This is a genomic window from Pseudomonas sp. R43(2017) (assembly GCF_002112345.1).
GTDB lineage: Bacteria > Pseudomonadota > Gammaproteobacteria > Pseudomonadales > Pseudomonadaceae > Aquipseudomonas > Aquipseudomonas kribbensis.
In genome coordinates this window covers 147,903-173,977 of sequence record NZ_NEHJ01000004.1, presented here as the reverse complement: position 1 = coordinate 173,977, position 26,075 = coordinate 147,903, and the positions used below count along the sequence as shown (strand labels likewise).

Below are 26,075 nucleotides of genomic sequence, written 5' to 3'. Positions count from 1 at the left end.
GAAGTTGTTACCCTTAGATCGCTTTCAGCGTGCCTTTTGGCAGCGTGGCGGCGATGGCGCCCTTCTGGAACTTCATTTCCACGGTGTCGGAAACTTCCAGAACCACGAAGTCATCGGCCACTTTGGTGATCTTGCCGGCGATGCCGCCGGTGGTGACCACTTCGTCGCCCTTCTGCAGGCTGTTCAGCAGGTTCTTCTGCTCTTTGGCGCGCTTGGCCTGTGGACGCCAGATCATCAGGTAGAAGATGACCAGGAAGCCGACCAGGAAAATCCACTCAAAGCCGCCGCCCATAGGCGCTGCAGCCGGTGCAGCCGCGTCAGCCATGGCGTTAGAGATAAAAAAGCTCATTTAGCACTCCAGTTGCAAATGTTGAATCTTGGGGTCAGAAAACTCAGTCCAAAGGCGGAACGGGGAGCCCGCGTTTGGCGTAGAAGGCATCGACAAAGGCGGCCAATGTACCCTGTTGAATAGCCTCGCGCAAACCAGCCATCAGCACCTGATAATGGCGCAAGTTATGGATGGTATTGAGCATGCTTCCCAGCATTTCGCCGCACTTGTCCAGGTGATGCAGATAAGCGCGGGAGAAGTTCTGGCAGGTATAGCAATCGCAGGTCGGATCCAGCGGCGAATCATCATGGCGATGGAACGCGTTACGGATCTTCAGCACGCCTGTATCAATGAACAGATGCCCGTTGCGGGCATTACGGGTTGGCATCACGCAATCGAACATGTCCACACCGCGGCGCACACCCTCAACCAGATCTTCCGGTTTGCCAACGCCCATAAGGTAACGAGGTTTGTCAGCCGGCATCATGCCCGGCAGGTAATCGAGCACCTTGATCATTTCGTGCTTCGGCTCGCCCACCGACAGACCGCCGATGGCCAGGCCGTCGAAGCCGATCTTGTCCAGGCCTTCCAGCGAGCGCATGCGCAGGTCCTGGTGCATGCCGCCCTGAACGATGCCGAACAGCGCCGCCGTGTTGTCGCCATGGGCATTCTTCGAACGCTGGGCCCAGCGCAGCGACAGCTCCATGGACACACGGGCGACGTCTTCGTCAGCCGGGTACGGGGTGCATTCGTCGAAAATCATCACGATGTCCGAACCCAGGTCACGCTGGACCTGCATCGACTCTTCCGGGCCCATGAACACTTTCGAACCGTCGACCGGAGAGGCGAAGGTCACGCCCTCTTCCTTGATCTTGCGCATGGCGCCGAGGCTGAACACCTGGAAACCGCCGGAGTCGGTCAGGATCGGGCCTTTCCACTGCATGAAATCGTGAAGATCGCCATGCGCCTTGATCACTTCGGTGCCCGGGCGCAGCCACAGGTGGAAGGTGTTGCCCAGAATGATTTCCGCGCCAATCGCCTCGATATCACGCGGCAACATGCCCTTGACCGTGCCGTACGTGCCCACCGGCATGAAGGCCGGGGTCTCGACGGTGCCACGGGGGAAGGTCAGGCGACCACGACGGGCCTTGCCATCGGTGGCCAGGAGTTCAAAGGACATGCGACATTCGCGACTCATTCTGTTTCCTCTGGGCCTGTCTGTTCAGGGGCAGTCGGTGCGGGATTACGGGTGATGAACATCGCATCACCGTAGCTGAAAAAGCGGTAACCGTTGTCCACGGCGGCCTTATAGGCGGCCATGGTTTCCGGGTAACCGGCAAACGCCGAAACCAGCATCAACAGCGTGGATTCGGGCAAATGGAAATTGGTCACCAGGGCATCGACCACATGGAACGGCCGGCCCGGGTAGATAAAGATGTCGGTATCGCCGCTGAACGGCTTGAGCACGCCATCGCGGGCAGCGCTTTCCAGCGAACGCACGCTGGTGGTGCCCACGGCAATCACCCGACCACCGCGTGCGCGGCAAGCGGCGACTGCGTCGACCACGTCCTGGCCGACTTCCAGCCACTCGGTGTGCATGTGGTGGTCTTCAATCTTCTCGACCCGCACTGGCTGGAAGGTACCGGCGCCAACGTGAAGAGTGACGAATGCAGTCTCGACGCCCTTGGCGGCAATCGCCTCCATCAGCGTCTGGTCGAAGTGCAGCCCGGCAGTCGGTGCAGCCACCGCACCCAGCTTCTCGGCGTAAACGGTCTGATAACGCTCGCGATCCGAACCTTCGTCCGGGCGATCTATATAAGGAGGCAGCGGCATGTGCCCGACACGGTCGAGCAGCGGCAGCACTTCCTCAGAGAAACCCAGCTCGAACAGCGCATCGTGACGCGCCAGCATCTCGGCTTCGCCACCACCGTCGATAAGGATCTTCGAACCCGGTTTCGGCGACTTGCTGGAACGCACATGGGCCAGCACGCGGTGCGTATCGAGCACCCGCTCGATGAGGATTTCCAGCTTGCCGCCGGAGGCTTTCTGCCCGAACAGCCGCGCCGGAATCACCCGGGTATTGTTGAACACCATCAGATCGCCCGGGCGCAAATGCTCAAGCAGATCAGTGAATTGACGGTGTGCCAGGGCGCCGCTGACCCCATCCAGGGTCAACAGGCGGCTACCGCGACGCTCGGCCAAAGGATGGCGGGCGATCAGCGAATCAGGAAGCTCGAAGGTAAAGTCAGCAACGCGCATGATGGGGTTCGTCTAGCAGGGCCGGAAAGTCTAGCGGAAATATCGAAAATTGACCATGAAACGTGATTGACCAACGGTAGGCACCTCTCTATACTTCGCCGCCATTGAGCCCTGATGGCGGAATTGGTAGACGCGGCGGATTCAAAATCCGTTTTCGAAAGGAGTGGGAGTTCGAGTCTCCCTCGGGGCACCAAAATTAAGAAAGGTCTTGCTTTGCAAGGCCTTTTTTTTCGCCTGCCGGAAAGTGCCGCTGGCCCTCCGGCGAGATCTCACACAGGTTCACCCCATGGAAACGTCACTGGAAACAGTCGCCCTTTTCTCCCTGAAACTCGCGTACGAGGAAGAAGGCCTGAGCCCGATCCTGCGCGATGATCTGGTCATGGGCGATTACCAGCGGGATGTGTTCGAGCTGCTGGTACGCCGGGAGGATGTCGAAACCATTCAGTTCAAGATGAACGAATGCCTGGGCCTGGCGATGGATGCCCTGGGCGGTATCGAAAAACCGTTGGGGCGTGAATTGAACAGGTTGTCGGTTGATTTCGGCCAGGCACGATCGGTGGCGCAGATGGATGCACCACTCCTCGCCCTTAAAAGCTACCTGAAGGACATCCTGTAATTCGTCATCAGCGCAGCGCTTTCACGACACGGATATCTGTGGGAAAGCCATCCGGGCCGACCAGTTTCTTCCATCCCACGTACTGGAACGTCCCGCGTTCATCGATGTAATCGCCCTTCTCCACGGACCGAGCTCCCAGTACCGCCACGCGTTTTTCCTCACCGCACCCGCCATCCGATGGTCTGACGGTATAGATCACATACGGTTTCACATACTGCCTGGCGCGAAAGTGCCGGCCACAGACTGCATCGACGGTGATCATCATGGTCTTGAGGCGAGCTTCGCCATCCATGTCTTCATGCAGTTTCAGGAATGAGAGTTCACCCACATCGCTGAATCCCAGAGAGCGGGCGCGCTGGTATTCGGGGGAGTTCTCGTGAGCGATCCGGCCTTCCTGCACGGCACGTTGGTTTTGCGCGGCATAATCAGCCTTGCCTTGGGCGATCATCGATTCGGCTTGCGCGATGGTGCTGTCGCACTGGGCGTATTCGCGGGAATAGAGATATTCGGGCGTCAGGTTCGGGCGGCGTTCATCGAGGACTCGCAGGTTATCCTCCAGGGCAAACATAATCTCGAAGGCCGTCGTGCGACCGCTCTGGACGTCAGCCATTTTTTCCTGCATTCGCTGACAGTTGGCGCTGTAGTACTGCCAACTGGCCTGTGGAGCTTCTGTCCAGGCTGCGAACGCCGGGGTTACCGCGAAAACGAGCGTTATCGCGCCGAACAGACGCGAGGCATTGAAGGCGGCAAACATAGGTAATCCATTACAGGAGAGAAGTGGCGCGACGCTACTATTTTGATATCTTCTCGTCCACTGCTGACAAACGCATCAACAGCACCTCACTCCAAAAAATCGCATTCAAGGAACGAACCGCATGTTTGCCTTGTTTTACTTCTTCGCCTGGGCCGCCATGTGGGTTTGGGTCGTGAAGACGCGTGGCAACTGGAATCTGCTTCTGGCCAATCTGGCAGGCGCCGCCAGCGGTTTCCTGGTGGCGTTGGCCATCTCGATTGTATGTTCCGGACTTTTCCCCTCAGCCGTCCCTCCGTCCTCCGCAAATTTGCTCCGCGACCTGCTGGAGGTGATGACAACCGCCGGGGCGCTCGCGGGGGTCTGGATGTGGATGCTCCGCCGCCCGCAACCCGAACAACCGCTGGCCCGTCACCTGCTCGCTGGCCTGTGCGGACTGACTGCCGGCGTCACGACGCTAATGTTTTTCGTACTCAACTTTCGCTGAACAACGCTTACGTCACTGGTATCACGCTTCTATTTTGATATCTTGCCGTCCATCTTCAGCGCTCATCGTCGGGGCGACGCTGATTTCCGGTTTTTGCAGGTTTAAGGAAAGGATCGAATGGAGTTTCTGCGTTTTCTGGCATTTGTCGCGGCCTGGGGTTTCATGTGGCGCTGGGTGGTGAAAAACCGCGGCAGCTGGCATCTGTTTTACGGCAATCTGGTCGGTGCGGCGGGCGGCTTTATTGTGGCGATGGTGGTGCTGTCGATCACGCTTTCACTGTTCCCGTCAGCCCATCACTACGAAGCCGAGCAGACTGAAAACGTTGTGACACGGGAAGCAGAGCCAACCTCGTTGCTGCCGGAAGCCGAGTCGGCTGCAAGCCCCGCTGCGCTGAAAGCTGCGCCAGTGTTTGCCGCTATCGAGCCAGACGACAAACCTTCGCCGCCGGACTCAGCGTTGTTGCCGAACTACGCCAGTCGGGCGCCGAAGACCCTGTCGGTGCAAACCGTGATTGACCAGAGTGACGACCAGGGGCGCAAAGCCCTGGCAGCCCTGAGCAAAAAACTGCGCAACGACGCGCAGGGTGACAAGTCGATGCTCGCCTATGTCATGTGCAGCCCGTTCGTAACCAGTACCTTGCGCTTTCCCGCTTCCGCGCGGTTCGCCGATAGCAAAAGCATCGCACCGCAACGCTTCAAGGATCAGGTCTACACCTTCAGCAATACCGTCACCGCGCGAAACATGAACGGCGACGACGTCACTTACCGTTTCGACTGCTCCGTGCAGGAACAGCCAAGAGTCGACGCGACACCTGCCGAATGGCGTCTGTTGGCGCTGAAGCTGCAAAAGTCGGACTCTTAAGCCTCGCTTAAGGGTTGAAAGCACGGGCTGAGCTATCATCGCCAGCCTGTGCGACCTGAGTTTTGCCCTCCGATGCCTCGAATGTCTGCTGACCTGCCTCCGCTGCCTCCTGTATTGGCCGGCCCGCTTTTGCGACGGCTGGATTCGGCACGCGTAGTGCTTTGGCTGGTCGGCAGTCGCGAGCTGGCGCTGACCTTGCGCCTGCAAGGCATAGGAGACATTCCACTGGATGCCGGGAAATGCACAGTCATTCCTGTAGGCACTCATGCATTCATTCACCTGATAGACGTCACGCTCGACAGCCCCCTGCCCTGCGACATTCAGATCGACTACGACTTGCTGATCGATGGCCAGCATCGCATCGCCGACTGGGCGCCGCATCTGCTGTATGGCAGCGCCATGTGCCCGAACCTTGTCGTGCGCTCTCGGATCGATCAACTGCTCCACGGTTCCTGCCGCAAACCGCATCACCCTGCGGCGGACGGATTGCTCTGTGTCGATCAACTGCTCGCGGCGGAAAGCGAACCACAACAACGCCCGGCCCTGCTGATGATGAGCGGCGATCAGATTTACGCCGATGACGTTGCCGGTCCGATGCTGCGGGCGATTCATGCCTTGATCGACCGGCTCGGCCTGTTCGGTGAGCAACTCGAAGGTGCCGTGGTCAGCGACAGCTCAAAGCTTTATGAACACCCGGCCAGTTACTACCACCGTGCAGATTTGTTACCGGCGCTCGAGAGCAACGAGACATTGCGTGAGCGGTTTTTCGGTGGCGCGCGCAAGCCGATTTTCACCAGCAGCAGCGCCGACAACCATTTGGTGACGTTCGCCGAAGTCATGGCCATGTACCTGTTGGTGTGGTCGCCAACACCATGGACGCTGATCGATCCACAAGTTCCGAACCTGACGCCCGAACGCCGCCAGCGCTATGCACTGGAACAGACCCGGATCGATGGCTTCAAGGCAGGTCTGGGCAATGTCGCCCGGGCATTGGCGCACTTGCCGAGCCTGATGATTTTCGATGATCACGACATCACCGATGACTGGAACCTGTCCGCACAGTGGGAAGAAACTGCCTATGGCCATCCGTTCTCCAGACGCATCATCGGCAATGCGCTGATCGCCTATCTGTTGTGCCAGGGCTGGGGCAACAACCCGGATGCATTCGAAGAACTGCTGGAGAAAACCCGGCGCCTGAGTGCCAGCGGTAATGATCGTTATCTCGACTCCCCGGTACAGGACGAACTGATCGATGACCTGCTGCGCTTTCAGTGCTGGCATTTCGTGCTGCCGACCAGCCCGGCTCTGGTGGTGCTCGACACCCGCACCCGACGCTGGCGCAGCGAGATGGCGCTCAAGCAACCTTCCGGTCTGCTGGACTGGGAGGCCCTGTGCGAACTGCAACAGGAACTGCTCGATCATCCGTCGGCGATCATCGTCTCGCCGGCACCGATCTTTGGCGTGAAGCTGATCGAAACCGTGCAGAAAGTCTTCAGCTGGTGCGGCTATCCACTGCTGGTGGACGCGGAAAACTGGATGGCCCATCGCGGCGCGGCCCAGGTGATCCTGAATATTTTCCGACACACCCGTACACCCGGCAGCTACGTGGTGTTGTCAGGGGACGTGCATTATTCCTTCGTCTACGAAGTACTTATCCGACACCGCAAGGCCGGCCCGCGCATCTGGCAGATCACCAGCAGCGGCATCAAGAACGAATTCCCGCCCACCCTGCTCGAATGGTTCGACCGCCTGAATCGCTGGCTCTATTCACCCCGCTCGCCACTGAACTGGCTGACCAAACGCCGACGCATGCGCATCGTGCCGTACGTTCCCGAGCATGCTGAAGCAGGTGAACGGCTATGGAATTCGGCGGGGATCGGCCAGGTGTTTTTCAATGAGCAAGGGCAGCCTCTGGACATCATTCAGCACAACTCGAACGGCGCGCCGAAGACCCGGATGCTGGCGCCGGATCTGACGGATTATCCTGATTAAGGTCTTCCTAATTTCCTACATGAAACTGCACGGCTCTTTGGAAAAGGATCACTGGATTTACAGAAACGTCTTTTGAAATTTCGTTTGATACTGGCTGCTAATTAAATTGGAGCCAGTCGATGCAAGCCAAAATCAACGATGAGCCTGAAAAAACAGCCAAAAGGCCGAAATCCGCATTTCAGGTAATGGATGAAACAGAGTACCTACTGAGTTCCCCAGCCAACGCCCAGCGGCTCTTCAATTCAATTGCCCAGATGAGAAAAATGGTTGCCGCAAAAGCGGCAACCACTTCGGACCAAATCACGACAGTTACTTCACCTCAAGCATCCGCCCCACTCCCCTCACAATCATCCCCACCTCCCGCTCATCAATCGTCAACGGCGGCAGCAGCCGTATCGTCTTGCCGCGAGTGACGTTGATCAGCAGCCCGTGATCCCGCGCGGCAATCAGGGTCAGGTCGCGGATCGGCTGTTTCAGTTCGATACCGATCATCAACCCCAGCCCACGAATCGCCAGCACATTCGGGTTGTCCGCCAGTTCCGACCGCAGGCGGCTGAGCAAACGCTCGCCCTGTACCCGGGCATTTTCCAGCAGGCCCTGTTCTTCGATGATGTCCAGCACGGTGCAACCCACGCGGCAGGCCAGCGGATTGCCGCCGAAGGTGCTGCCATGGCTGCCCGGCGTAAACAGTTCCGCCGCCCGGCCCCGTGCCAGACAGGCACCGATCGGCACGCCGTTACCCAGGCCTTTGGCGAGGGTCATGACGTCGGGGACGATGCCTTCATGCTGAAACGCAAACCACCGGCCGGTGCGACCGATGCCGGTCTGGATCTCGTCGAGCATCAGCAACCACCCGTGGCGATTGCACTGTTCGCGCAGCGCTTTCAGGTAACCCGGCGGCGCGATTTGTACGCCGCTTTCGCCCTGAATCGGCTCCACCAGAATCGCCACGATCCGCTCGCCATGTTGCTGCTGCACCTGCTCCAGAGCTTCAAGATCACCAAATGGCACTTTGACGAAATCCCCCGGCAATTCGTTGAATCCCAGGCGCACCGCCGGGCCATCGCTGGCCGACAACGTGCCCAGGGTGCGGCCATGAAAGGCGTTGGCCATGACCACCACCAGCGGCTGCTCGATCCCCTTGCGCCAGCCATGCAGCCGCGCCAGTTTCAGCGCGGTTTCGTTGGCCTCGGCGCCGGAGTTGTTGAAGAACGCCCGCTCCATCCCCGACAACTGCGTCAGTTTGAGCGCCAGTTGCTGCTGCCAGTCGATGCTGTAGAGGTTGGAGGTGTGCAACAGCAATCCCGCCTGCTCGCTGATCGCCGAAACAATTCGCGGATGCGAGTGACCGACATTGGTCACCGCCACCCCCGCGACAGCATCGAGGTACTCGCGACCGGCCTGATCCCACAAACGAGTGCCCAGACCTTTGGTGAAACTCAGGGCAAGCGGTTGGTACGTGTTCATCAGGGCGGCAGTCATGACTTCAAACTCCAGTGAAGGTCGGTGTGTTTGCAGTATGGTTAGCCACCAGAGCTGGATAAACTCGGCAAAACTTCAATCATTTATAAGCAGGACTTGATAATGGATCTGTTCCAGTCGATGAGCGTCTACGTCAAGGTCGTGGAAACCGGCAGCATGACGGCCGCCGCCCTGCAGTGCGAAATGTCAACGACCATGGTCGGCAATCACTTGCGGGCACTGGAACAGCGCCTCGGCGTACAACTGCTGCAACGCACCACACGGCGTCAGCGGCTGACCGAATTCGGCACGGTCTATTACCAGCGCTGTCTGGAAGTGCTGGGGCTGGTGCAAGACTCCGAACGCCTCGCCGAGCAAACCCTGGATGAGCCGCGCGGCTTGCTGCGAATCACCGCGCCACTGACCTTCGGTGTTGAACGCCTGGCCCCGGCGCTCAGTGAATTTTCCCTGCAATACCCGCAGGTCAGGATGGATGTCGTGCTGACCAACAGTCGCCCGGACCTGCTGGAAAGTGGCCTCGATGTGGCGTTTCGACTGGGCCATTTCGAGCAATCGAACCTGATCGCCCGCCCCTTGATCGACTACACCCTGACCGTGTGCGCTTCTCCCGATTACGTGGCCCGGCGCGGCATGCCGCTCACACCTGAAGACCTGCAAAAACACGATTGCCTGTCGTTCGCCTACCCCGCCGGCGATGACTGGCAATCGGTGGAAAAGCGCTGGCGTCTGAGCGGCCCTGACGGTGAAATCATGGTCGATGTCAGCGGGCCGATGCTGATGAACACCTCGGCCGGCTTGCACCAGGCGGCGCGTACCGGCATGGGCATCGTGATGCTGCCCGATGCACTGGTGGAACAGGATTTGCGCGATGGCAGACTGGTGGCGGTGATGCCTGACTACCAGCCACCGAGCCGTCCTTTGCATCTGCTTTATGCACAGGATCGTTATCGGCTGCCGAAGCTGCGGCGCTTCGTCGAGTTTGCGATGAAGACATGGGGGAAAAGCTGACTACGCTTGGCATCAGTTCAATTGCAATCATCTGGTCATCAAGGATTCGATCACCCAATGGAAAACGATCTGACGGTACGCAATCTTCAACCTGCCGAAACAGAATCAGTGCGGTTGTTTCTCGGGCAACACGGTTGGGGACATCGAGTCGGTTCCGCTGAATATTTTGCGCAGTTGATTCAAAACTCACAGCGGACGGCTGTTGCCCGGTTGGAGGAGCAGATTATCGGCTTCGCCCGAGGCATCACCGACGGTTTGTCCAATGGCTACCTGTCGATGGTGGTCGTCGATGTACAACACCAACGCAAAGGCGTGGGCCGGAAACTGGTCGAGCATGTGATGGGCGACAACCCTGACATCACCTGGGTACTGCGGGCCGGGCGCGAGGGAGCGGAGGCATTTTTTGCCAACCTGGGATTTGAAACCTCGGTAATTGCAATGGAGCGCCCGCGATTGAAATAACGGGCACTTGCTACGGTCCCGACTATTATCCACCTTCCCCTTTTTCAGCATGGATGCTGCGCGATGCTCACGATTCTGCAAAACACCCCGATTCGGGCCTACGTGTTTTTTCTGCTGGTGGTTTATTTCGGCATCAAGGCGTTTTCTCCCCGCCGTGAAAGCCGTCTCTCGATGCTCATCACACCGCCGGCGTTTCTGGCGTGGTCGTTGTACTCCGTGAACTTGACGATCGACCCGGTCCTGTTCCTTGGCAGTTGGTTTGGCGCGCTGTTGCTGGGCAGCCTCTCGGCCTGGCTGGTTTTTTCCCGCAAGGGCGTGGCACTCGACGATACCGCGACGGGGCTGATCATGCCGGGCACCGTGAAAATCCTGATCATGTTCCTGATGTTCTTTTTCGCGAACTATTACTTCGGCTATCAGGATGCGGTAAATCCGGAGCTGTCCGCTTCCCCCGACATGCTGCTGCTCAAGTCCACGGTATCGGGGTTCATGTGCGGCCTGATCAGTACCCGCTCGCTGAAGCTCTACTGGGCACTGCGAACCCTCGCCGCCCGACAGTCGCCAGTGACCGCACAATAACCATTGCCCAACCGGTGATCACGACCCGCTTTTCACCAGCACCGGTTTCTCCTGATAACGCTCGGCGAACAGCTGCTTCAACTGCGCTACCTTCGGCAGGTCGTTGATCACGATGTACGGATAGGTCGGGTGTTCGGTGAGGAAGTCCTGGTGATAATCCTCCGCCGGATAGAAGCCGTTGTAGCTTTCCAGTCTGGTCACGATGGGTTTGCTGTAGGCATGCGCCGCATCAAGCTGGGCGATATAGGCCTGCGCAACGCGTTGCTGATCGGCATTGACCGGGAACAGCGCCGAGCGATATTGGGTGCCGCTGTCCGGCCCCTGACGGTTGAGTTCTGTCGGGTTGTGGGCCACCGAGAAGTAGATCTGCAACAGGCTGCCGTAGCTGACCTGGGTCGGATCGAAGGTGACTTGCACCGACTCGGCATGCCCCGTATCGCCCTCGCTGACCCGTTCATATTCCGCTGTGTTGGCCGCGCCGCCGGCGTATCCGGAGACGGCTTTCTGCACACCTTTGACATGCTGGAAAACACCCTGCACACCCCAGAAACAACCGCCAGCGAACACTGCCGTCTCGCTGTGTGCCTGGGTGTTCTCATCAAGAGCTGGCGGTGGAATGACCACGCCTTCCTCGCCACCGAAGGAAAACGCCGAGCACTGTCCGATCACTCCGGCCGCCGCAACGCCCAACAACAGACGACGCCAGATAATTCGAGTTTTCATGTCACGCACTCCTGATCAGCCGAAGGTAAAGGCGTAGGCCGACACACCCGGATCGAGAAACTCGATGCTGAAGGTTCGGTCCTTCACCCCATCGGTTTGCCGCACCAATTGATACAAACGCTGTTCGGTGACCCGACCACTGCCGTCGGGCGCCACGTCGACACCGTGGGCATCGCCCGGTGCCTGACCGTCGATGGTCACTTTGAAGCGCACCGGTTTGCCGTCCGTTCCCGGCCCCAGCACCAGATGCAGGTCACGGGCATGGAAGCGGTAAACGATACGGCTGGTCGGCGCGCTGGCGGTGGCGCGCTCGGCACCGACTGCCCATTGGCCACCCAGACTCCAGTCATTCAGAGCCAGGTTGGTCGGCGTCGTGTAAGCCGCCACCTTGTCAGGCACAAGGCTGGTTTCCGGTACGAAATGTTCCGCACGCTGGTAGCCGACATAGGTTTCCGGCGACAGCACCTGATTCATGTCCGGCGCCAGCTGCACGCCTTGGGCATCGGCATTGATCAAACCGTCGGCGACGGTTTTCGCACCGGCCTCACGCAACAGTTGCTGGATGACCCGTTCCGATTCGGCGTAGTCCCCTTCGCCAAAGTGGTGGTAACGAATGCGCCCCTGGGCGTCGGCAAAGTAATGCGCCGGCCAGTATTCATTGCTGAAAGCACGCCAGATCTTGTAGTCGTTATCGATGGCCACCGGATAGTTGATACCCAGTTCCTTTATGGCTTTGGTGACATTGCCTACATCACGTTCGAAGGCAAATTCCGGGGCATGTACGCCGATCACCACCAGGCCCTGATCCTTGTACTTCTCGGCCCAGGCTTTGACGTAAGGCAAGGTGCGCAGGCAGTTGATGCAGGAGTAGGTCCAGAAATCCACCAGCACCACTTTGCCCTTCAATGCCTGTGCATCAAGCGGCGCAGAGTTGAGCCATTGCACCGCGCCATCGAGCGGCGGCAGCTGACCTTCGATCGGCAACAAGTCCGGTGCCTTGGCGGCCATTTTCATCGCGCCGCCAGCAGCCATCATGCTGCCGTTCGCCGCGTCATCCGCTGCCGGAATCTGCGCCATCATCGTGCCGTTGCCCTGAGGGGATTTCCCCGAGAGTTTGCCGACCAGTGCCTGTTCCAGACCTCCGGTAGAGGCCGTCGACACCCGCGCCAGAATCCCGGTATCGAGGCCCAGCGCGATGGCGGCCACACCGGCCAGCATCGCAGCGCCGAGCCCGCGGCGGATCCACTCGCCGGTGCCGATCGAGCGCTTCATCAGCGCAAAAACCTTACCGCCCAGCAGCAGCGCCGCAGCCAGCGACGTAGCCGCGCCCGCCGCATAAGCGAGCAACAACAGCGTGGTGGCGATGCTTGCCCCTTGCAGCGCGGCACCGGTCAGAATCAAGCCGAGGATTGGCCCGGCGCACGGTGCCCAGAGCAGCCCGGTGGCGACACCGATCAGAAACGACGCGCCGGGACGCGGACGATTGTCCTGGCCGGCGGCCTCCGACAGGCGGCTGCCGGCGGACACCAGCGGCCGGGTCAGGCGCTCGGCCAGACGCGGCAGCAGCAAGGTCAGCCCGAACAGTGCAACGAACAGCAACGCGAGCCAGCGACCGTACTGATTGACTTGCACCACCCAACCGCCGCCCACCGCCGCCAGTGTCGCGACGAGGGCGAAGGTCAGTGCCATCCCGGCCAACAGCGGCAAGCCACTCTTGATAAACGGCTGCCCGGTGCGAGCGAAGACAAAAGGCAGAACCGGCAGGATGCACGGGCTGACGATCGTCAGCACACCGCCGAGATAAGCGAGAACCAAGAGCCACATAGTGTCGTCCTGTTGTAATTGAAGATCGCCGGCAGGCCATGACTCAGGCCGCCACGGGTTTGAAGGTCATGGCCAGGCCGTTCATGCAGTAACGCAGACCGGTGGGTTTGGGCCCGTCGTCGAACACGTGGCCGAGGTGACCGCCGCAACGTCGACAATGAACTTCCTCCCGGGTCATGCCGAAGGACCGGTCCTGGCGGGTGGCCACGGCGTGTTCCAGCGGCGCCCAGAAACTCGGCCAGCCGGTGCGGCTGTCGAACTTGGTGTCCGACGAAAACAGCGCCAGATCGCAGCCGGCACAGGCGAACGTGCCGGCCCGATGCTCGTTGTTCAGGGGACTGCTGTAGGCCCGTTCGGTGCCTTCCTTGCGCAGCACGTCGAATTGCTCGTCTGTCAGCAGCGCATGCCATTCACTATCGCTGTGGGTCACTTCGAACGCCTCGTCGGCGAGTGCCTCACCGACCAGCGCAGAGCCCGTGGATAACTTTGGCAATACACCCGCCAGTAACGCAGCAAGCCCCAGCCCGCCGCCCGTTACCAGAATCTGTCGCCGTGAAAACATGGCCGTCTCCCAAAATTCCAGATGCCTGTCGTGGAACACAGCCTAGGCTTGGGTTGATCGCCAAATCCTCACGGGAAGTTAAACAATTCGTGATAACTCGCCCGGAGGAAAACCCGCACAATGCGCACATCGCGCCGAAGGATTGAGCTTCATGGAACAGACCAAACGCGTCCTGGTGGTCGAGGACGACCTGCACATTGCCGACCTCATTTGCCTGCATCTGCGGGACGAACAATTCGAGGTGGTCCACAGCGCCGACGGCGACGAAGGCATGCGCCTGCTGCAGCAAGGTCACTGGGATGCACTGATCCTCGACCTCATGTTGCCGGGCGTCGACGGTCTGGAAATCTGTCGCCGCGCCCGGGCCATGGCCCGCTATACACCGATCATCATCACCAGCGCCCGCTCCAGCGAACTGCACCGCATCCTTGGCCTGGAACTGGGCGCCGACGATTACCTCGCCAAACCGTTTTCGATGCTGGAGCTGGTGGCCCGGGTTAAAGCGCTGCTGCGCCGGGTAGACGCCATGGCGCGCAACCTGAAGATGGACGCCGGCAGCCTGAGCCTCGACGGCCTGACCATCGACCCGATCACCCGTGACGTCGCTCTCAACGGCCAGCACCTGGACCTCACCCCACGGGAGTTCGACCTGCTGTACTTCTTCGCCCGCCAACCCGGCAAGGTGTTCTCGCGCATGGATCTGCTCAACGCTGTCTGGGGCTACAGCCACGAAGGCTATGAACACACGGTCAACACCCACATCAATCGCCTGCGGGCGAAGATCGAGGCGGATCCGGCACAACCGGTGCGCATCCTTACGGTGTGGGGCCGTGGCTACAAATTCGGCACGAGTACAGAACAACCATGAAACTGACCCTGACGCAGCGCCTGTCCCTGGTATTCGCCGTGTTGCTGCTGGCGTGCTGCGGCACGTCGGCGTGGTTGCAGGTGCGCTCCAGCCAGATGCATGAGCTGGAGGTGGTGCAGGGGCTGTCCCGGGATCTGGCGCAACACATCGCCCATGACACGGTACTGATGGACAGCAACGGCCTGATGCCCGGCGCGGTACGCGAACTGTTCAGCCAGTTGATGCTGGTCAACCCGAGTGTCGAGGTGTACCTGCTCGACACCGAAGGCCGGATCGTCGGCAACGCCGCACCGGAAGGACGCCTGCGTCGGCAGACTGTCGACCTGCAACCGATCCGACGACTGCTCAATGATCAACCGTTGCCGATCCTCGGTGATGACCCGCGCAGTGTCGACGGGCGCAAGGTGTTCAGCGCTGCGCCACTGCAGGTCAACGGCAAGCCGGCCGGTTACCTTTACGTGGTCCTGCTCAGCGAAGCGCACGACCGTTTCGCCGAGCGCGGCGCCACCAGTGCGGCGTTGAATACGGCGCTGCTGTCCATCGGTCTGGTGGCGTTCCTGTGTCTGATTGCCGGTCTGACGGCATTCAACCTGATCACCCGGCCATTGCGTCGGCTGACCGAAACCGTGAGTCGCTTCGATATCGACGGCGCACCGCAATCGCTGCCAATCGCGCCGACGCCTGTGGACAAGTCTGCCGACCCGGACGAAATCGCCGTGCTCGACGCGGCATTCCGGCAAATGCAAAACCGCCTCGGTGAACAGTGGCGCTCATTGACCCGTCAGGATCAGGAGCGCCGGGAACTGGTGGCGAACATTTCCCATGATTTGCGCACGCCATTGGCATCGCTGCATGGTTACCTGGAAACGCTGTCACTCAAGGACGCCACCCTGTCTCCGGAAGAACGCCGCCGCTATCTGGGGATCGCCCTGGATCAGAGCCGCAAGGTCGGTGGGCTCGCGCAGTCGCTGCTGGAGCTGGTGCGCCTTGAACATGGTTTTGTGCAGCCGGTACTGGAGCAATTTTCCCTGACCGATCTGGTCCAGGACATCTTCCAGAAATTCGAACTGGGCGCCGAAGCCCGGAACGTCGAGCTCAAGGCCAGCTTCAGCGCCAACCTGCCGACCGTCTGCGCTGACCTCGGGCTGATCGAACGGGTGCTGACCAACCTGTTCGATAACGCCTTGCGCCATACGCCGCCGGGGGGCGAAATCGAACTCGGTCTGAAACCCCGGGGTGCACTGGTTGAAATCACCGTCAGCGACACCGGCCCCGGCATCGCCGCCGAGTTGCGTGAAGGTTTGTTCCTGCGTCCGTTCAATATCGGCGGTGCGCGACGCGACGGCGGACTGGGCCTGCGAATCGTGCACCGGATCCTGCAACTGCACGGGCGCGAGATCCAGTTGCTCGATGTCGCAGGACGGGGCGCGACCTTTCGCTTCTCGCTGCCGGTGGATCAACAGAATGCCGAACAGTGGATCGTCCGTTCGATGAACCTGAATACGCCGGGCAAATAATCTCCATCGGGCCGTTGCTCCGTGACAATGCCGCCCCGCTCCCCTAAATTAGTCGGCCTGAAAAAGCCCCCCATGCTTTCTCGTCTTATCCCAAGTTAAAAAGTAGTGAAATTTCAATGTCCGATTTCAACACCGCTGAATCCGTAGTCACCCTGTCGTCCAAAGCGGAATACGAAAACTCCATCAATCTTTCACAACACATTCCACAAGCGAAGATCATCAGCGAGATGGTCCTCGACGCGTTTCAATCGACCCGCGAGAGCGAGCAGATCCGTGAGCTGCGCGCCGCGATCCGTCAGGCCCACGATCGCTTCGATGACGATCAGGCCTACGAGCTGATGGGCCAGCTCAAGCGCCTGAAGGACGCCGAGGCGGCCGACATCGCAGCCCTCGAAGACCTGAGCAGCAAGTTCCCGATCAGCCGCATTCTGTCCAGCTTCAAGGACGATCCGGCATTCCAGGAAATCGTCTACGGCCTGGCCCTCAAGGTGCTGAACCAGACCCATCAGGCGATCAGCAACCCGAGCGGCGGCAAGAGCAAAGCCGCACGCGCCAAGAAAGACGTCGAAGTGTTCAGCATCAGCAAGGACGGCATCAGCGTGACCCTGCCAATGCGCACGCCGCGTTCGCGCCTGAGCGTGGATCGTGAGGCGCTGGAATTCCTCGGTTTCACCTTCGTCGGTGAAGGCGAAGAAGCAGAAATCGAAGGCGAGACCTTCGTCGACAACGCCGGCACCGAACACGCGATCAACCGCAAGAACATCATCACCGCCCTGCAACAGCAGACCGCGTTCGATGGTTACAGCATCGCCGCCCAGTAAGCGCAGCGCTGACGAAAAAGCCCCGCTCTGAATCTCAGGCGGGGCTTTTTGTTATGCGGCTTTCAGCGATTACGCCGACGGATGTACCGCTGCGATCATGTCGACTTCGATGGCCGCGTTTTTCGGCAACTGATAGACGCCGACGGTGGTGCGCGTATGGCGACCGGCATCCCCCAGCACATAACTGAAAACGTCGGATGCGCCGTTGGCCACTTCGCTCAGGTCGACGAAGTCCGGGGTCGACTTCACATAGACCGTGACCCGCAACAGCGCCCTGACCTTGTCCAGCGAACCGACCGCATCGACGATGAACGCCAGGCAACGCATGGCGCTGATGCTCGCGGCGGCTTGCGCATCCTTGAGCGTCAGCTCCAGCCCGACCCGGCCGGGATACTGAATCTTGCCCTCGGTGCGCGGCACCATCCCACTGATGTACAGCTCATCGTGATGACGCACCAGCGGCGCGTAATTACCGCCCACCGTGTTCTCGCCATTGATGTCGTAATTCAGCTCTTTTGCCAGGGCAATGAAGCGTTCGTCGCAGGTCATCCTCTCAGTCATTTCGCCCAGCCTCTTGATCGATGCGTGAAGTTGGATCCGAATCTAGGGCTTTTGCCTGGTGACCGCAACCTGTCGATTTCTGGTTAATCATTTACGGCTTAACCCAAACCGCTGTGACGGATTCACTTGCCGCGGACAACAAAAAACCCCGCTCATCTCTCGATGAGCGGGGTTTCTCGTACAACGTTCGAACCTTACGGCGCGTACGTCAGCAGCAGCTCGGTCGGCACCTTGAAGTCCAGGGACATCATGACGCTCAACGCGGTGATGGTGAAGATCGAGAACACGAACAGCTTGCGTGCCCAGACCGTGTCATCCACCGCCTTGTAGCCGGTCCAGGCCATGTACAACCAGTACATGCCCATGGCCGCGGCGACAGCGAGGTAGCTCATGCCGGCATAGCCGCTGAAGGTCAGCATCAGGGTCGCCACGAGGAACGCCAGGATGTAGAACAGGATGTGCTTCTTGGCCACCTGGATCCCGCGCTTCACTGGCAGCACCGGAATCGATGCGGCCAGGTAATCGTTGAAGCGGAAGATCGCGATGGCGTAGGAATGCGGCATCTGCCACAGGCTGAACATCACCAGCAGGGTCAGCGCGGCCATGTCAAAGCTGTTGGTCACGGCCACGTAACCGATCACCGGTGGCATGGCGCCCGACAGACTGCCCACCAGCGTGCCGTGAACCGACTTGCGCTTGAGGTACAGGCTGTAGAAGCCGACGTAGATGATGAAGCCGATCACGGCGAACAGGGCAGCCAACGGGTTGGCCACCTTGTACAGCAACGCAACGCCGGCGACACCCAGGACGGTCGCATAGACCAGGGCCAGTTTCAGGGAGATAAGGCCCTGGACCAGCACCCGGTTCTTGGTGCGTTCCATCTTCAGGTCGATGTCGCGGTCGATGCAGTTGTTGAACACGCAACCGGAGGCCACGACCAGGGAAGTGCCGATCATGGCGGCCAGGAACACCGCCAGATCTACATGCCCTTTCGAGGCCAGGAAGAACCCGCCTGCCACAGAAAGCACGTTACCGAAAATGATCCCCGGTTTGGTGATTTGGATAAAGTGCTTGAGCGACATCGGGTCTACCTCACTTCGCCATCATGTAGGTGTGGATGCTGAACATGATCCACAGCGACAGACCGACCAGCAGCACGATCACGATGGCCGTAAAGACGAACGCAATCACGTTGTTACGCTGAGCCACGGAGCGGTCCAGGTGCAGGAAGTAATACAGGTGAACGATCACCTGGATTACTGCGAACAGCAGGACGATTGCCAGCGTGGTGGACTTCGGCAGGGTCGGGAACATCACCAGGCCGAACGGGATGACGGTCAGGATCACCGACAGGATGAAGCCGATGGCGTACGACTTTACGCTGCCGTGGCCAGCATCATGGCTGTCATGGGAGTGTGCATTAGCCATTACAGGGTCCCCATCAGGTAAACAACGGTGAATACGCAGATCCACACCACGTCCAGGAAGTGCCAGAACAGGCTCAGGCAGCTCAGACGGGTCTTGTTGGTCGCCGTCAGGCCGTGCTTGTTGACCTGGTACATCATGATGCCCATCCAGATCAGACCCGCGGATACGTGCAGACCGTGGGTACCGACCAGGGTGAAGAACGCCGACAGGAAGCCCGAACGGCTAGGACCGAAGCCCTCGGAGATCAGCAGGTGGAACTCGTTGATCTCCATGGCGATGAAGCCTGCGCCGAGCAGGAAGGTCATGAACAACCAGCCCAGAACCTGCTGCTTTTTACCTTTGTACAACGCCAGCATGGCGAAGCCGTAGGTGATCGAACTGAACAACAGCAGAGCGGTTTCGCCCAGCACGTATGGCAGTTCGAAGATGTCGTGGCCCGACGGGCCACCGGCAACGTTGTTTACCAGTACCGCGTATACCGCGAAGATCGACGCAAACAGAATGCAGTCGGTCATCAGGTAGAGCCAGAAACCGTATACGGTCATCTCGCCCGAGTCGTGGTGATGGTCATCGTGCCCATGGTCGTGGCCATGGGCGTGTCCAGCATTGGTCACTAAGTTCGACATTGTTTAAGCCTGTTCCAACTTGGTTTCAACACGGGTCGCGGAAGCAGGGATCTTCCCGGCCGCTACCAGACGCTTGTGCTGCTCGGCTTCGATGCGCTCGATCGTTTCAACCGGAACCATATAGCCCTGGTCGTCACGTGCAGCGTGGATCACGAAGTAGATGACAGTGCCGGCCAGGCTGGCGATCGCCAACCACCAGATGTGCCAGATCATCGCGAAACCGAATACGGTCAGCAGTGCGCCCATCACCACGCCAGTGGCAGTGTTGTTCGGCATGTGGATCGGCTCGTACTTGGCCGGAGTCTGGTACGCAGTACCGTTTTCCTTGGCTTCGGTGAACGGGTCGATGCAGTCAGCCTTAGGCAGCACAGCGAAGTTGTAGAACGGAGGTGGCGACGAGGTCGACCATTCCAGGGTATGGGCATTCCACGGGTCACCGTGTTCGCACATGTTTTCCGGCTTGTTGCGGTCACGTACCGAAACGTACAGCTGGATCAGCTGGCAAGCGATACCCACGGCGATCAGGATCGCACCGAACATGGCAACGTACAGGTACGGTACCCACTCAGGGTTGGTGGTGGCGTTCAGACGACGGGTCATGCCCATGAAGCCCAGTGCATAGAGCGGCATGAACGCGACGAAGAAGCCCGAGATCCAGAACCAGAACGCTGCTTTACCCCAGCCTTCGTGCAGCTTGAAACCGAACGCTTTCGGGAAGTAGAAGCCGAAACCTGCGATGTAGCCGAATACCGCGCCGCCGATGATCACGTTGTGGAAGTGCGCAATCACGAACAGGCTGTTGTGCAGAACGAAGTCAGCACCCGGGATGGCCAGCAGTACGCCGGTCATGCCGCCGATGGCGAAGGTCACCATGAAGCCCAGAGTCCACAGAACCTGGCTGGTGAAGCGCAGACGGCCCTGGTAGATGGTGAACAGCCAGTTGAACAGTTTCACACCCGTCGGGATGGAAATCAGCATCGTCGCCAGACCGAAGAAGGCGTTGACGCTGGCACCCGAACCCATGGTGAAGAAGTGGTGCAGCCAAACCATGAAGCCCAGTACCGAGATCGCGCCCGAAGCGTAGATCATCGAGTGGTGGCCGAACAGTTTCTTGCCGGTGAAGGCCGAGATCACTTCCGAGAAGATGCCGAAGGCCGGCAGGATCAGGATGTAAACCTCAGGGTGGCCCCATGCCCAGAACAGGTTGACGTACATCATTGGATTGCCACCAAGTTCATTGGTGAAAATGTGGAAATCCATGTAACGGTCAAGAGTCAGCAGTGCCAGGGTAGCGGTCAGGATCGGGAACGAAGCCACGATCAGAACGTTTGCCCAGGTGCAGGTCCAGGTGAAGATCGGCATGTCCATCAGTTTCATGCCTGGGGTACGCATTTTCAGCACGGTCGCGAGGAAGTTGACCCCGGTTAACGTTGTACCCAGACCCGATAGCTGTAGCGCCCAGATGTAGTAGTCCATCCCCACGCCAGGGCTGTATTGCAGACCCGACAGCGGTGGATAGGCAACCCAGCCGGTCTTGGCGAATTCGCCGACGCCCAGGGACAGGTTGATCAGCACGACGCCGGACACCAGCAGCCAGAAGCTCAGGGAGTTCAGGAACGGGAACGCAACGTCACGGGCACCGATCTGCAGCGGCACTGCAAGGTTCATCAGGCCGGTGAAGAATGGCATCGCCATGAAGATGATCATGATCACACCGTGAGCGGTGAAGATCTGGTCATAGTGTTCAGGTGGCAGGTAGCCAGGCGAACCCTCGGTGGCCATGGCCAGCTGGGTACGCATCATGATGGCGTCGGCAAAGCCACGCAGCAGCATGACCATGGCGACGATGATGTACATCACGCCGATTTTCTTGTGGTCGACCGACGTCAGCCACTCGGTCCACAAGTAAGTCCACTTCTTGAAGTAGGTGATTGCAGCGAACAACGCCAGACCACCGAGCGCGATCATCGAGATGGTGACCATCACGATCGGCTCGTGGAAAGGGATCGCTTCCCAACTTAATTTACCAAACATCGTTTACTCCTCTGCCCCGGCAGCTGAATGCGAATTCGAGTCCATATCCGTTGCCGCCACTTCTTTCTCTTTCTTCTCGTGCTTCAGCGGCTTGCCCGGTTTCATGCCTTCGTACTTGTCGACGATGGTCTGGAACAGGTTCGGCGTGACCGAGGAGTAGAGCTCGACTGGATTGTTCTGGCTTGGCTTGGCAAGGGCTGCGTATTCAGCTTGTTCAAGCTGTTTAGGTGCCTTTTTGACTTCACTTACCCAGGCGTCGAAATCTTCCTGAGAAGTTGCGATCGCTTTGAATTTCATACCGGTGAAACCAGCGCCGCTGTAGTTGGCGGAGATACCGTCCATTTCAGCGTTGCGGTCAGCGATCAGGTGCAGCTTGGTGGTCATGCCCGCCATCGCGTAGATCTGGCCGCCCAGGCCCGGGATGAAGAACGAGTTCATCACCGCGTCCGAAGTGATCCGGAAGTTAACTGGCGTGTGCGCCGGGAACACGATCTTGTTGACCGTGGCGATGCCTTGTTCCGGGTAGATGAACAGCCACTTCCAGTCCAGCGCGACCACTTCGATGGTCACAGGCTTGACGTCGGATTCGATCGGACGATACGGATCCAGCGAGTGGGTCGACTTGTAGGTGATGTAACCCAGGGCAATGATGATCAGGACCGGAATGGTCCAGACTGCCACTTCGATCTTGGTCGAGTGCGACCATTTCGGGGTGTAGACGGCGTTCTTGTTGGAGGCGCGGTACTTCCAGGCGAACAGGAAGGTCATGACGATGACCGGCACAACAACCAACAGCATCAGCAGCGTAGCGGTGATGATCAGGTTGCGCTGTTCCAGGCCGACCTGGCCCGTTGGATTGAGCAAGGTCATGTTGCAGCCTCCCAGCAACAACGTGCCGAGCAGCGGCACTAGGCCTAGTAATCTGGGGTACCTGTTTTTACTCATCTCACGACCTCTAAAGCAGCTTGCGCAATGCAGTTGGGTTTTGATCGCCAACACTTCACCCTGCCAAGGGTTGGCATTTTCTTTGGATTGAATAAGGGCCGCCCGTCGCGCGTCAGACGCTCGACAAATCCTGGGACAGCGGTCAGTTCTTATTCGAATTCGTGGTCAAAGGCCTTGTTACAGACCAATTCCATTTGGTGCGGAAAGTTGGAAGGCACCGACACCTGGGTGTCTCGCAAGCCTTTCGGCCCCTCGACACCCGACTTCCTGCTCAGTTCCTTATAAAGGTTGAACAGTGCCGGGAATTCAGTGCGGGCGATTGTAGATAGGTAGCGCCCTATACACCATGTCTTATCCCGAAATAATTTTTATCGCTCAGAGCAACAATCCATCACCGTTTTTGCAAAAGTTCCGCATGTTATCGAAATCGATTCTCAACAAAAACACCAAAAAATGTAGGTGTACCTGGCTCGGATCAGACAGTTCCGAAGACTTTTTCCGACACCGTGAAGCGCTTAAACCCCGATAACCCAAGGGCTTTGGCCAATTGCCACAGGTTGTTAAAACTGCCTGTTCCGGCACCAGCGTCCCAAAGCCGAAAAACCCTGAAACAGACCAATCCTTTTTTGTAACAACACTCCAATCCGGACCTGCGAAAGGCACTGCGACATGACGTGTGTGACAACATGTCGCACACCTGTCGCACCGTCCCTTGCCGTTCGTCACGACGTTTTCACAAAGACCCTGAAATGCAAAACGCCTCGATTTGCGTCACTTCAAATCGAGGCGTTTGTGTTATCGGCGCTGGGGCCGAAAAGTTGATTCAGCGCAATGCTTTTCGGTTGCGCGAGGTCAGCAGCGGCACCAGGATCACCACCAGCACGAAGGCCACCAGTGCCCATTGCGCCAGCGACAGACCGAGGATCGGCGGGTACGGCGTCGAGCAGAAACCGTCGACCTGGAAGCCCAGCGGGAAGATCTTCGCCAGCGGCAGGTCATCGACGATCGGTTGCAGCACATCGATGCCGCAACTCACCGCCGGGTAGAACTGGGTGTACACGTGATGCCCGGCGACGCCGGCTCCGGCAATCGCGCAAATCACCACCAGCACCTCGAACACGGTGATGCTGCGGCGGGTACGCATGGCCGCGCCGATGAACGCAAACAGCGCGATCAGCAGCAAGGCATAACGCTGCAGGATGCACAGCGGGCATGGCGCCTCGCCCAGCACGATCTGCATGTACAGCGCGCCACCGATCAGCGCCAGGCAGATGACGCCCAGCAACACCAGATAGCGCCGTTCACGTCCCAATCGAATCGTTTCCTCGCTCATCGCGTTTCCCTTTCATGTCCATGGTTCAGCTGGCCGGCGGCTGCGCTTGCAGTTGCGCCATCAGGCTGATGTTGTCTTCGATATGCCAATTGGCCGCGATGCGACCGTTGTCGATCTGATAGATATCGGTTGCCCGGAAGTCTACACGCTGGCTCTGCCCTTTGAGAGCCTTGAACGTACCGGTGAAATGCCCGCGAAAGTGCAGATGCACCACCACGCGATCACCGGCGACGATCATTTGTTCGATCTCGCAGCTCAGGTCCGGCACCGCCGTGCGAAAGAACTTCGACGCCAGCAGCGGCCCGGTCGGCCCTTGTACCCGGCCTTCCGGCGGGGTCTTGTCGACAAACTGCGGCGACAGGGCCGCCGTGGCCAACGCCTCTTCGCCCGTGTTCCAGAAACTGCCGTAACGCCGCGCCGCCAGTTCCATTGCATCACGCTGGGCCTTGGGCAGGCTCTGATCGACGATCAGCGTCTGCGGCTGGATCAACGCGGATTCGGCAAAGGCAAACGGACTGGACAGCAAGGCAACCGACAGGCCCAACGCGGCCAGGCTGAAACGACGGGAAGAGGCGATGTGCGACATGGGGGCGATCCTGATCATGTAAACGAACGAGCGCCTATCATCAGCATCGGGGAATAAACGATAAACCGGTTAAGAAACGATTAACCTTTAAACAGAATTTAAGAATCAGGACCGCGCCGCCGCCCTTTCGCGAGCAAGCTCGCTCCCACATTGGATCTGTGTCGCACACAAATCCTGTGGGAGCGAGCTTGGTCCGGGCGGCGCTCCGACGAATGAGGGCAACTCGGTTCCGAATTATTCCAGAGCAGCAGCCGGCCCGAAGAACTCATACCGGCTCTGCTTCTCCGGCACACCCAGCGCCTTCAGATGACGCTTGATCGCCCCCATGAAGCCTTTCGGCCCGAGGAAGTAGGCGTCCACATCACGCTGTTCCGGCAGCCACTCACGCAGTTGCTCCTGGCTCAACAGCCCGACCTTGTCCGCCGCCGGGCTCACGCCGTCATCTTCGGCGTAGCAATAGAAGCGCTTGAGCTGCGGATGGCGCTCGGCCAGACCATCGATCCAGTCACGGAACGCATGCACGCTGCCATTGCGCGCGCAGTGAATGAAATGCACCGGGCGCTCGGTTTCCAACGCTGCTTCCAGCATCGCCAGAGTTGGCGTGATGCCCACACCGCCACTGATCAGCACCAGCGGTTTGTCGCTGGCAGTCAGGGTGAACTCGCCCGATGGCGGGAACAGTTGGATGCTCGCACCGACATGCAGTTGATCATGCAGGTGATTGGACGCACGGCCGCCCGGTTCGCGCTTGACGCTGATGCGGTACTGGCCTTTGTTGGCCAGGGCCGACAGCGAGTAATTGCGGCGGATTTCTTCGCCGTCGAGGATCAGCTTCATGCCGATGTACTGGCCTGGCTCGGCTGCGAGAATCGGGCCCTTGTCCGCCGGTTCGAAGTAGAACGAAATGATTTCCGCACTCTCCTCGACCTTGGCCACCACGATGAACTCCCGCGCCCCGCGCCAGCCGCCGACGGCCTGTTCCTTCTGGTCATAGATCGCGGTTTCGGCGCCGATCAGGATTTCGGCCAATTGACCGTAGGCCGCGCCCCAGGCGCTCATCACTTCCGGCGTGGCAATTTCATCGCCCAGCACTTCGGAAATGGCGCGCAGCAGGCAGGTGCCGACGATCGGGTAGTGCTCCGGCAGAATCTGCAACGCCACGTGCTTGTTGATGATCTTAGCCACCAGATCGCCCAACTGGTCGAGTTGATCGATGTGACGGGCGTACATCAACACACCGTTGGCCAGCGCGCGAGGCTGGTCACCGCTGGCCTGGTGAGCCTGGTTGAACAGCGGGCGGACTTCCGGGTACTCGGAGAGCATCATGCGGTAGAAGTGGGTGATCAGCGCTTCACCGCCGCTTTCCAGCAGAGGCACAGTGGATTTGACGATGGCACGATCCTGGACGCTAAGCATAAGGGT

The 26,075-nt window shown here is 59.2% G+C and carries 27 protein-coding genes and 1 tRNA gene; 11 read left to right on the top strand and 17 right to left on the bottom strand.

What is annotated here, in order from left to right:
- Positions 1-13: 13 nt before the first annotated feature.
- Genes yajC through queA form a run of 3 tightly spaced genes read right to left on the bottom strand, consistent with a single transcriptional unit; the run spans position 14 to position 2,587 of the window.
- Positions 14-349, bottom strand: coding sequence for a preprotein translocase subunit YajC (yajC, locus tag CAG02_RS12830; protein WP_065257675.1), 336 nt, complete (start codon positions 347-349; stop codon positions 14-16).
- Positions 350-392: 43 nt separating this feature from the next.
- Entirely contained in the window at positions 393-1,508 is a 1,116-nt protein-coding gene (gene tgt, locus CAG02_RS12825) for a tRNA guanosine(34) transglycosylase Tgt (protein WP_162803510.1), read from the bottom strand.
- Between the two features lie 14 nt (positions 1,509-1,522).
- Entirely contained in the window at positions 1,523-2,587 is a 1,065-nt protein-coding gene (gene queA, locus CAG02_RS12820; RefSeq protein ID WP_085709388.1) for a tRNA preQ1(34) S-adenosylmethionine ribosyltransferase-isomerase QueA, read from the bottom strand.
- A 108-nt stretch (positions 2,588-2,695) separates the two neighbouring features.
- Here queA and CAG02_RS12815 point away from each other — a divergent pair.
- Together CAG02_RS12815 and CAG02_RS12810 are read left to right on the top strand one after the other, a co-directional pair.
- Positions 2,696-2,780, top strand: a tRNA-Leu gene (locus CAG02_RS12815).
- A gap of 93 nt (positions 2,781-2,873) precedes the next feature.
- Positions 2,874-3,203, top strand: a complete 330-nt coding sequence (locus CAG02_RS12810) for a hypothetical protein (protein ID WP_085709387.1) — start codon at positions 2,874-2,876, stop codon at positions 3,201-3,203.
- 7 nt (positions 3,204-3,210) lie between these two features.
- Here the strand turns inward: CAG02_RS12810 and CAG02_RS12805 are convergent, their stop codons facing one another.
- Entirely contained in the window at positions 3,211-3,957 is a 747-nt protein-coding gene (locus tag CAG02_RS12805; RefSeq protein WP_085709386.1) for a hypothetical protein, read from the bottom strand.
- A gap of 121 nt (positions 3,958-4,078) precedes the next feature.
- On the opposite strand from CAG02_RS12805, the gene CAG02_RS12800 reads away from it, so the two are divergent.
- The 3 genes from CAG02_RS12800 (at position 4,079) to CAG02_RS12790 (ending at position 7,294) form a co-directional block, all read left to right on the top strand.
- Positions 4,079-4,441, top strand: coding sequence for a hypothetical protein (locus CAG02_RS12800; protein ID WP_085709385.1), 363 nt, complete (start codon positions 4,079-4,081; stop codon positions 4,439-4,441).
- A gap of 117 nt (positions 4,442-4,558) precedes the next feature.
- Complete coding sequence (locus CAG02_RS12795; protein WP_085709384.1) at positions 4,559-5,302, top strand: hypothetical protein; 744 nt, start codon at positions 4,559-4,561, stop codon at positions 5,300-5,302.
- Positions 5,303-5,374: 72 nt separating this feature from the next.
- Entirely contained in the window at positions 5,375-7,294 is a 1,920-nt protein-coding gene (locus CAG02_RS12790; protein ID WP_085709383.1) for an alkaline phosphatase D family protein, read from the top strand.
- 309 nt (positions 7,295-7,603) lie between these two features.
- Here CAG02_RS12790 and CAG02_RS12785 read toward each other — a convergent pair whose 3' ends face one another.
- Positions 7,604-8,776 (bottom strand): aspartate aminotransferase family protein, encoded by a 1,173-nt coding sequence (locus CAG02_RS12785; protein ID WP_085709382.1) that lies wholly within the window; start codon positions 8,774-8,776, stop codon positions 7,604-7,606.
- Between the two features lie 102 nt (positions 8,777-8,878).
- On the opposite strand from CAG02_RS12785, the gene CAG02_RS12780 reads away from it, so the two are divergent.
- The 3 genes from CAG02_RS12780 (at position 8,879) to CAG02_RS12770 (ending at position 10,825) form a co-directional block, all read left to right on the top strand.
- Positions 8,879-9,784 (top strand): LysR family transcriptional regulator, encoded by a 906-nt coding sequence (locus CAG02_RS12780; protein WP_085709381.1) that lies wholly within the window; start codon positions 8,879-8,881, stop codon positions 9,782-9,784.
- A 57-nt stretch (positions 9,785-9,841) separates the two neighbouring features.
- The gene (locus CAG02_RS12775; protein WP_085709380.1) at positions 9,842-10,246 is read left to right on the top strand and encodes a GNAT family N-acetyltransferase; all 405 of its coding nucleotides are present in this window, start codon (positions 9,842-9,844) and stop codon (positions 10,244-10,246) included.
- Positions 10,247-10,309: 63 nt separating this feature from the next.
- Entirely contained in the window at positions 10,310-10,825 is a 516-nt protein-coding gene (locus CAG02_RS12770) for a DUF6622 family protein (protein ID WP_085709379.1), read from the top strand.
- Between the two features lie 18 nt (positions 10,826-10,843).
- Here the strand turns inward: CAG02_RS12770 and msrA are convergent, their stop codons facing one another.
- From msrA to msrB, 3 genes are read right to left on the bottom strand one after another with little or no spacing between them, the layout of a single operon-like run.
- Positions 10,844-11,548, bottom strand: coding sequence for a peptide-methionine (S)-S-oxide reductase MsrA (gene msrA / locus CAG02_RS12765; RefSeq protein WP_085709378.1), 705 nt, complete (start codon positions 11,546-11,548; stop codon positions 10,844-10,846).
- Between the two features lie 15 nt (positions 11,549-11,563).
- Positions 11,564-13,372, bottom strand: a complete 1,809-nt coding sequence (locus tag CAG02_RS12760; protein WP_085709377.1) for a cytochrome c biogenesis protein DipZ — start codon at positions 13,370-13,372, stop codon at positions 11,564-11,566.
- Between the two features lie 43 nt (positions 13,373-13,415).
- Positions 13,416-13,934, bottom strand: coding sequence for a peptide-methionine (R)-S-oxide reductase MsrB (gene msrB / locus CAG02_RS12755; RefSeq protein WP_085709376.1), 519 nt, complete (start codon positions 13,932-13,934; stop codon positions 13,416-13,418).
- Between the two features lie 151 nt (positions 13,935-14,085).
- Between msrB and CAG02_RS12750 the strand changes: the two genes are divergently transcribed.
- From CAG02_RS12750 to CAG02_RS12740, 3 genes are all read left to right on the top strand, one after another.
- A complete protein-coding gene (locus CAG02_RS12750) occupies positions 14,086-14,802 on the top strand; it encodes a response regulator transcription factor (protein WP_085709375.1) in 717 nt (238 codons plus the stop codon).
- The gene (locus CAG02_RS12745) at positions 14,799-16,319 is read left to right on the top strand and encodes a HAMP domain-containing sensor histidine kinase (RefSeq protein WP_085709374.1); all 1,521 of its coding nucleotides are present in this window, start codon (positions 14,799-14,801) and stop codon (positions 16,317-16,319) included. Before CAG02_RS12750 ends, CAG02_RS12745 begins: the two co-directional genes overlap by 4 nt.
- A gap of 116 nt (positions 16,320-16,435) precedes the next feature.
- Positions 16,436-17,140, top strand: coding sequence for a hypothetical protein (locus CAG02_RS12740; RefSeq protein WP_085709373.1), 705 nt, complete (start codon positions 16,436-16,438; stop codon positions 17,138-17,140).
- Between the two features lie 69 nt (positions 17,141-17,209).
- Here the strand turns inward: CAG02_RS12740 and CAG02_RS12735 are convergent, their stop codons facing one another.
- The 9 genes from CAG02_RS12735 to hmpA form a co-directional block, all read right to left on the bottom strand.
- Positions 17,210-17,701, bottom strand: coding sequence for a RidA family protein (locus tag CAG02_RS12735; RefSeq protein ID WP_085709372.1), 492 nt, complete (start codon positions 17,699-17,701; stop codon positions 17,210-17,212).
- 194 nt (positions 17,702-17,895) lie between these two features.
- On the bottom strand, positions 17,896-18,783 hold the full coding sequence (gene cyoE, locus CAG02_RS12730) for a heme o synthase (protein WP_039765651.1): 888 nt from the start codon (positions 18,781-18,783) through the stop codon (positions 17,896-17,898).
- 10 nt (positions 18,784-18,793) lie between these two features.
- Positions 18,794-19,129: a cytochrome o ubiquinol oxidase subunit IV gene (gene cyoD, locus CAG02_RS12725; protein ID WP_085709371.1), complete on the bottom strand. Its 336-nt coding sequence runs from the start codon at positions 19,127-19,129 to the stop codon at positions 18,794-18,796.
- Positions 19,129-19,755, bottom strand: coding sequence for a cytochrome o ubiquinol oxidase subunit III (locus CAG02_RS12720; RefSeq protein ID WP_007956720.1), 627 nt, complete (start codon positions 19,753-19,755; stop codon positions 19,129-19,131). Before CAG02_RS12720 ends, cyoD begins: the two co-directional genes overlap by 1 nt.
- A 3-nt stretch (positions 19,756-19,758) precedes the next feature.
- Complete coding sequence (cyoB, locus tag CAG02_RS12715) at positions 19,759-21,789, bottom strand: cytochrome o ubiquinol oxidase subunit I (RefSeq protein WP_085701769.1); 2,031 nt, start codon at positions 21,787-21,789, stop codon at positions 19,759-19,761.
- Positions 21,790-21,792: 3 nt separating this feature from the next.
- Positions 21,793-22,734: a ubiquinol oxidase subunit II gene (gene cyoA, locus CAG02_RS12710; protein WP_065261342.1), complete on the bottom strand. Its 942-nt coding sequence runs from the start codon at positions 22,732-22,734 to the stop codon at positions 21,793-21,795.
- Positions 22,735-23,557: 823 nt separating this feature from the next.
- Entirely contained in the window at positions 23,558-24,067 is a 510-nt protein-coding gene (locus tag CAG02_RS12700; RefSeq protein ID WP_085709370.1) for a disulfide bond formation protein B, read from the bottom strand.
- Between the two features lie 25 nt (positions 24,068-24,092).
- Positions 24,093-24,653 carry an ester cyclase gene (locus tag CAG02_RS12695; protein WP_085709369.1) on the bottom strand — a complete coding sequence of 187 codons (561 nt, stop codon included), beginning with the start codon at positions 24,651-24,653 and terminating at the stop codon, positions 24,093-24,095.
- A 234-nt stretch (positions 24,654-24,887) separates the two neighbouring features.
- A complete protein-coding gene (gene hmpA, locus CAG02_RS12690) occupies positions 24,888-26,069 on the bottom strand; it encodes an NO-inducible flavohemoprotein (RefSeq protein ID WP_085709368.1) in 1,182 nt (393 codons plus the stop codon).
- Positions 26,070-26,075: the final 6 nt, after the last annotated feature.

Coding starts and splice junctions, on each gene's coding strand:
- msrA (WP_085709378.1), bottom strand. CDS start 11,548: ATGAAAACTCGAATTATCTGGCGTCGTCTGTTGTTGGGCGTTGCGGCG.
- queA (WP_085709388.1), bottom strand. CDS start 2,587: ATGCGCGTTGCTGACTTTACCTTCGAGCTTCCTGATTCGCTGATCGCC.
- CAG02_RS12785 (WP_085709382.1), bottom strand. CDS start 8,776: ATGACTGCCGCCCTGATGAACACGTACCAACCGCTTGCCCTGAGTTTC.
- CAG02_RS12795 (WP_085709384.1), top strand. CDS start 4,559: ATGGAGTTTCTGCGTTTTCTGGCATTTGTCGCGGCCTGGGGTTTCATG.
- cyoB (WP_085701769.1), bottom strand. CDS start 21,789: ATGTTTGGTAAATTAAGTTGGGAAGCGATCCCTTTCCACGAGCCGATC.
- cyoA (WP_065261342.1), bottom strand. CDS start 22,734: ATGAGTAAAAACAGGTACCCCAGATTACTAGGCCTAGTGCCGCTGCTC.
- CAG02_RS12735 (WP_085709372.1), bottom strand. CDS start 17,701: ATGACTGAGAGGATGACCTGCGACGAACGCTTCATTGCCCTGGCAAAA.
- CAG02_RS12770 (WP_085709379.1), top strand. CDS start 10,310: ATGCTCACGATTCTGCAAAACACCCCGATTCGGGCCTACGTGTTTTTT.
- CAG02_RS12700 (WP_085709370.1), bottom strand. CDS start 24,067: ATGAGCGAGGAAACGATTCGATTGGGACGTGAACGGCGCTATCTGGTG.
- msrB (WP_085709376.1), bottom strand. CDS start 13,934: ATGTTTTCACGGCGACAGATTCTGGTAACGGGCGGCGGGCTGGGGCTT.
- CAG02_RS12720 (WP_007956720.1), bottom strand. CDS start 19,755: ATGTCGAACTTAGTGACCAATGCTGGACACGCCCATGGCCACGACCAT.
- CAG02_RS12750 (WP_085709375.1), top strand. CDS start 14,086: ATGGAACAGACCAAACGCGTCCTGGTGGTCGAGGACGACCTGCACATT.
- tgt (WP_162803510.1), bottom strand. CDS start 1,508: ATGTCCTTTGAACTCCTGGCCACCGATGGCAAGGCCCGTCGTGGTCGC.
- CAG02_RS12740 (WP_085709373.1), top strand. CDS start 16,436: ATGTCCGATTTCAACACCGCTGAATCCGTAGTCACCCTGTCGTCCAAA.
- CAG02_RS12780 (WP_085709381.1), top strand. CDS start 8,879: ATGGATCTGTTCCAGTCGATGAGCGTCTACGTCAAGGTCGTGGAAACC.
- CAG02_RS12800 (WP_085709385.1), top strand. CDS start 4,079: ATGTTTGCCTTGTTTTACTTCTTCGCCTGGGCCGCCATGTGGGTTTGG.
- hmpA (WP_085709368.1), bottom strand. CDS start 26,069: ATGCTTAGCGTCCAGGATCGTGCCATCGTCAAATCCACTGTGCCTCTG.
- CAG02_RS12760 (WP_085709377.1), bottom strand. CDS start 13,372: ATGTGGCTCTTGGTTCTCGCTTATCTCGGCGGTGTGCTGACGATCGTC.
- CAG02_RS12695 (WP_085709369.1), bottom strand. CDS start 24,653: ATGTCGCACATCGCCTCTTCCCGTCGTTTCAGCCTGGCCGCGTTGGGC.
- CAG02_RS12775 (WP_085709380.1), top strand. CDS start 9,842: ATGGAAAACGATCTGACGGTACGCAATCTTCAACCTGCCGAAACAGAA.
- CAG02_RS12810 (WP_085709387.1), top strand. CDS start 2,874: ATGGAAACGTCACTGGAAACAGTCGCCCTTTTCTCCCTGAAACTCGCG.
- CAG02_RS12790 (WP_085709383.1), top strand. CDS start 5,375: ATGCCTCGAATGTCTGCTGACCTGCCTCCGCTGCCTCCTGTATTGGCC.
- yajC (WP_065257675.1), bottom strand. CDS start 349: ATGAGCTTTTTTATCTCTAACGCCATGGCTGACGCGGCTGCACCGGCT.
- CAG02_RS12805 (WP_085709386.1), bottom strand. CDS start 3,957: ATGTTTGCCGCCTTCAATGCCTCGCGTCTGTTCGGCGCGATAACGCTC.
- CAG02_RS12745 (WP_085709374.1), top strand. CDS start 14,799: ATGAAACTGACCCTGACGCAGCGCCTGTCCCTGGTATTCGCCGTGTTG.
- cyoE (WP_039765651.1), bottom strand. CDS start 18,783: ATGTCGCTCAAGCACTTTATCCAAATCACCAAACCGGGGATCATTTTC.
- cyoD (WP_085709371.1), bottom strand. CDS start 19,129: ATGGCTAATGCACACTCCCATGACAGCCATGATGCTGGCCACGGCAGC.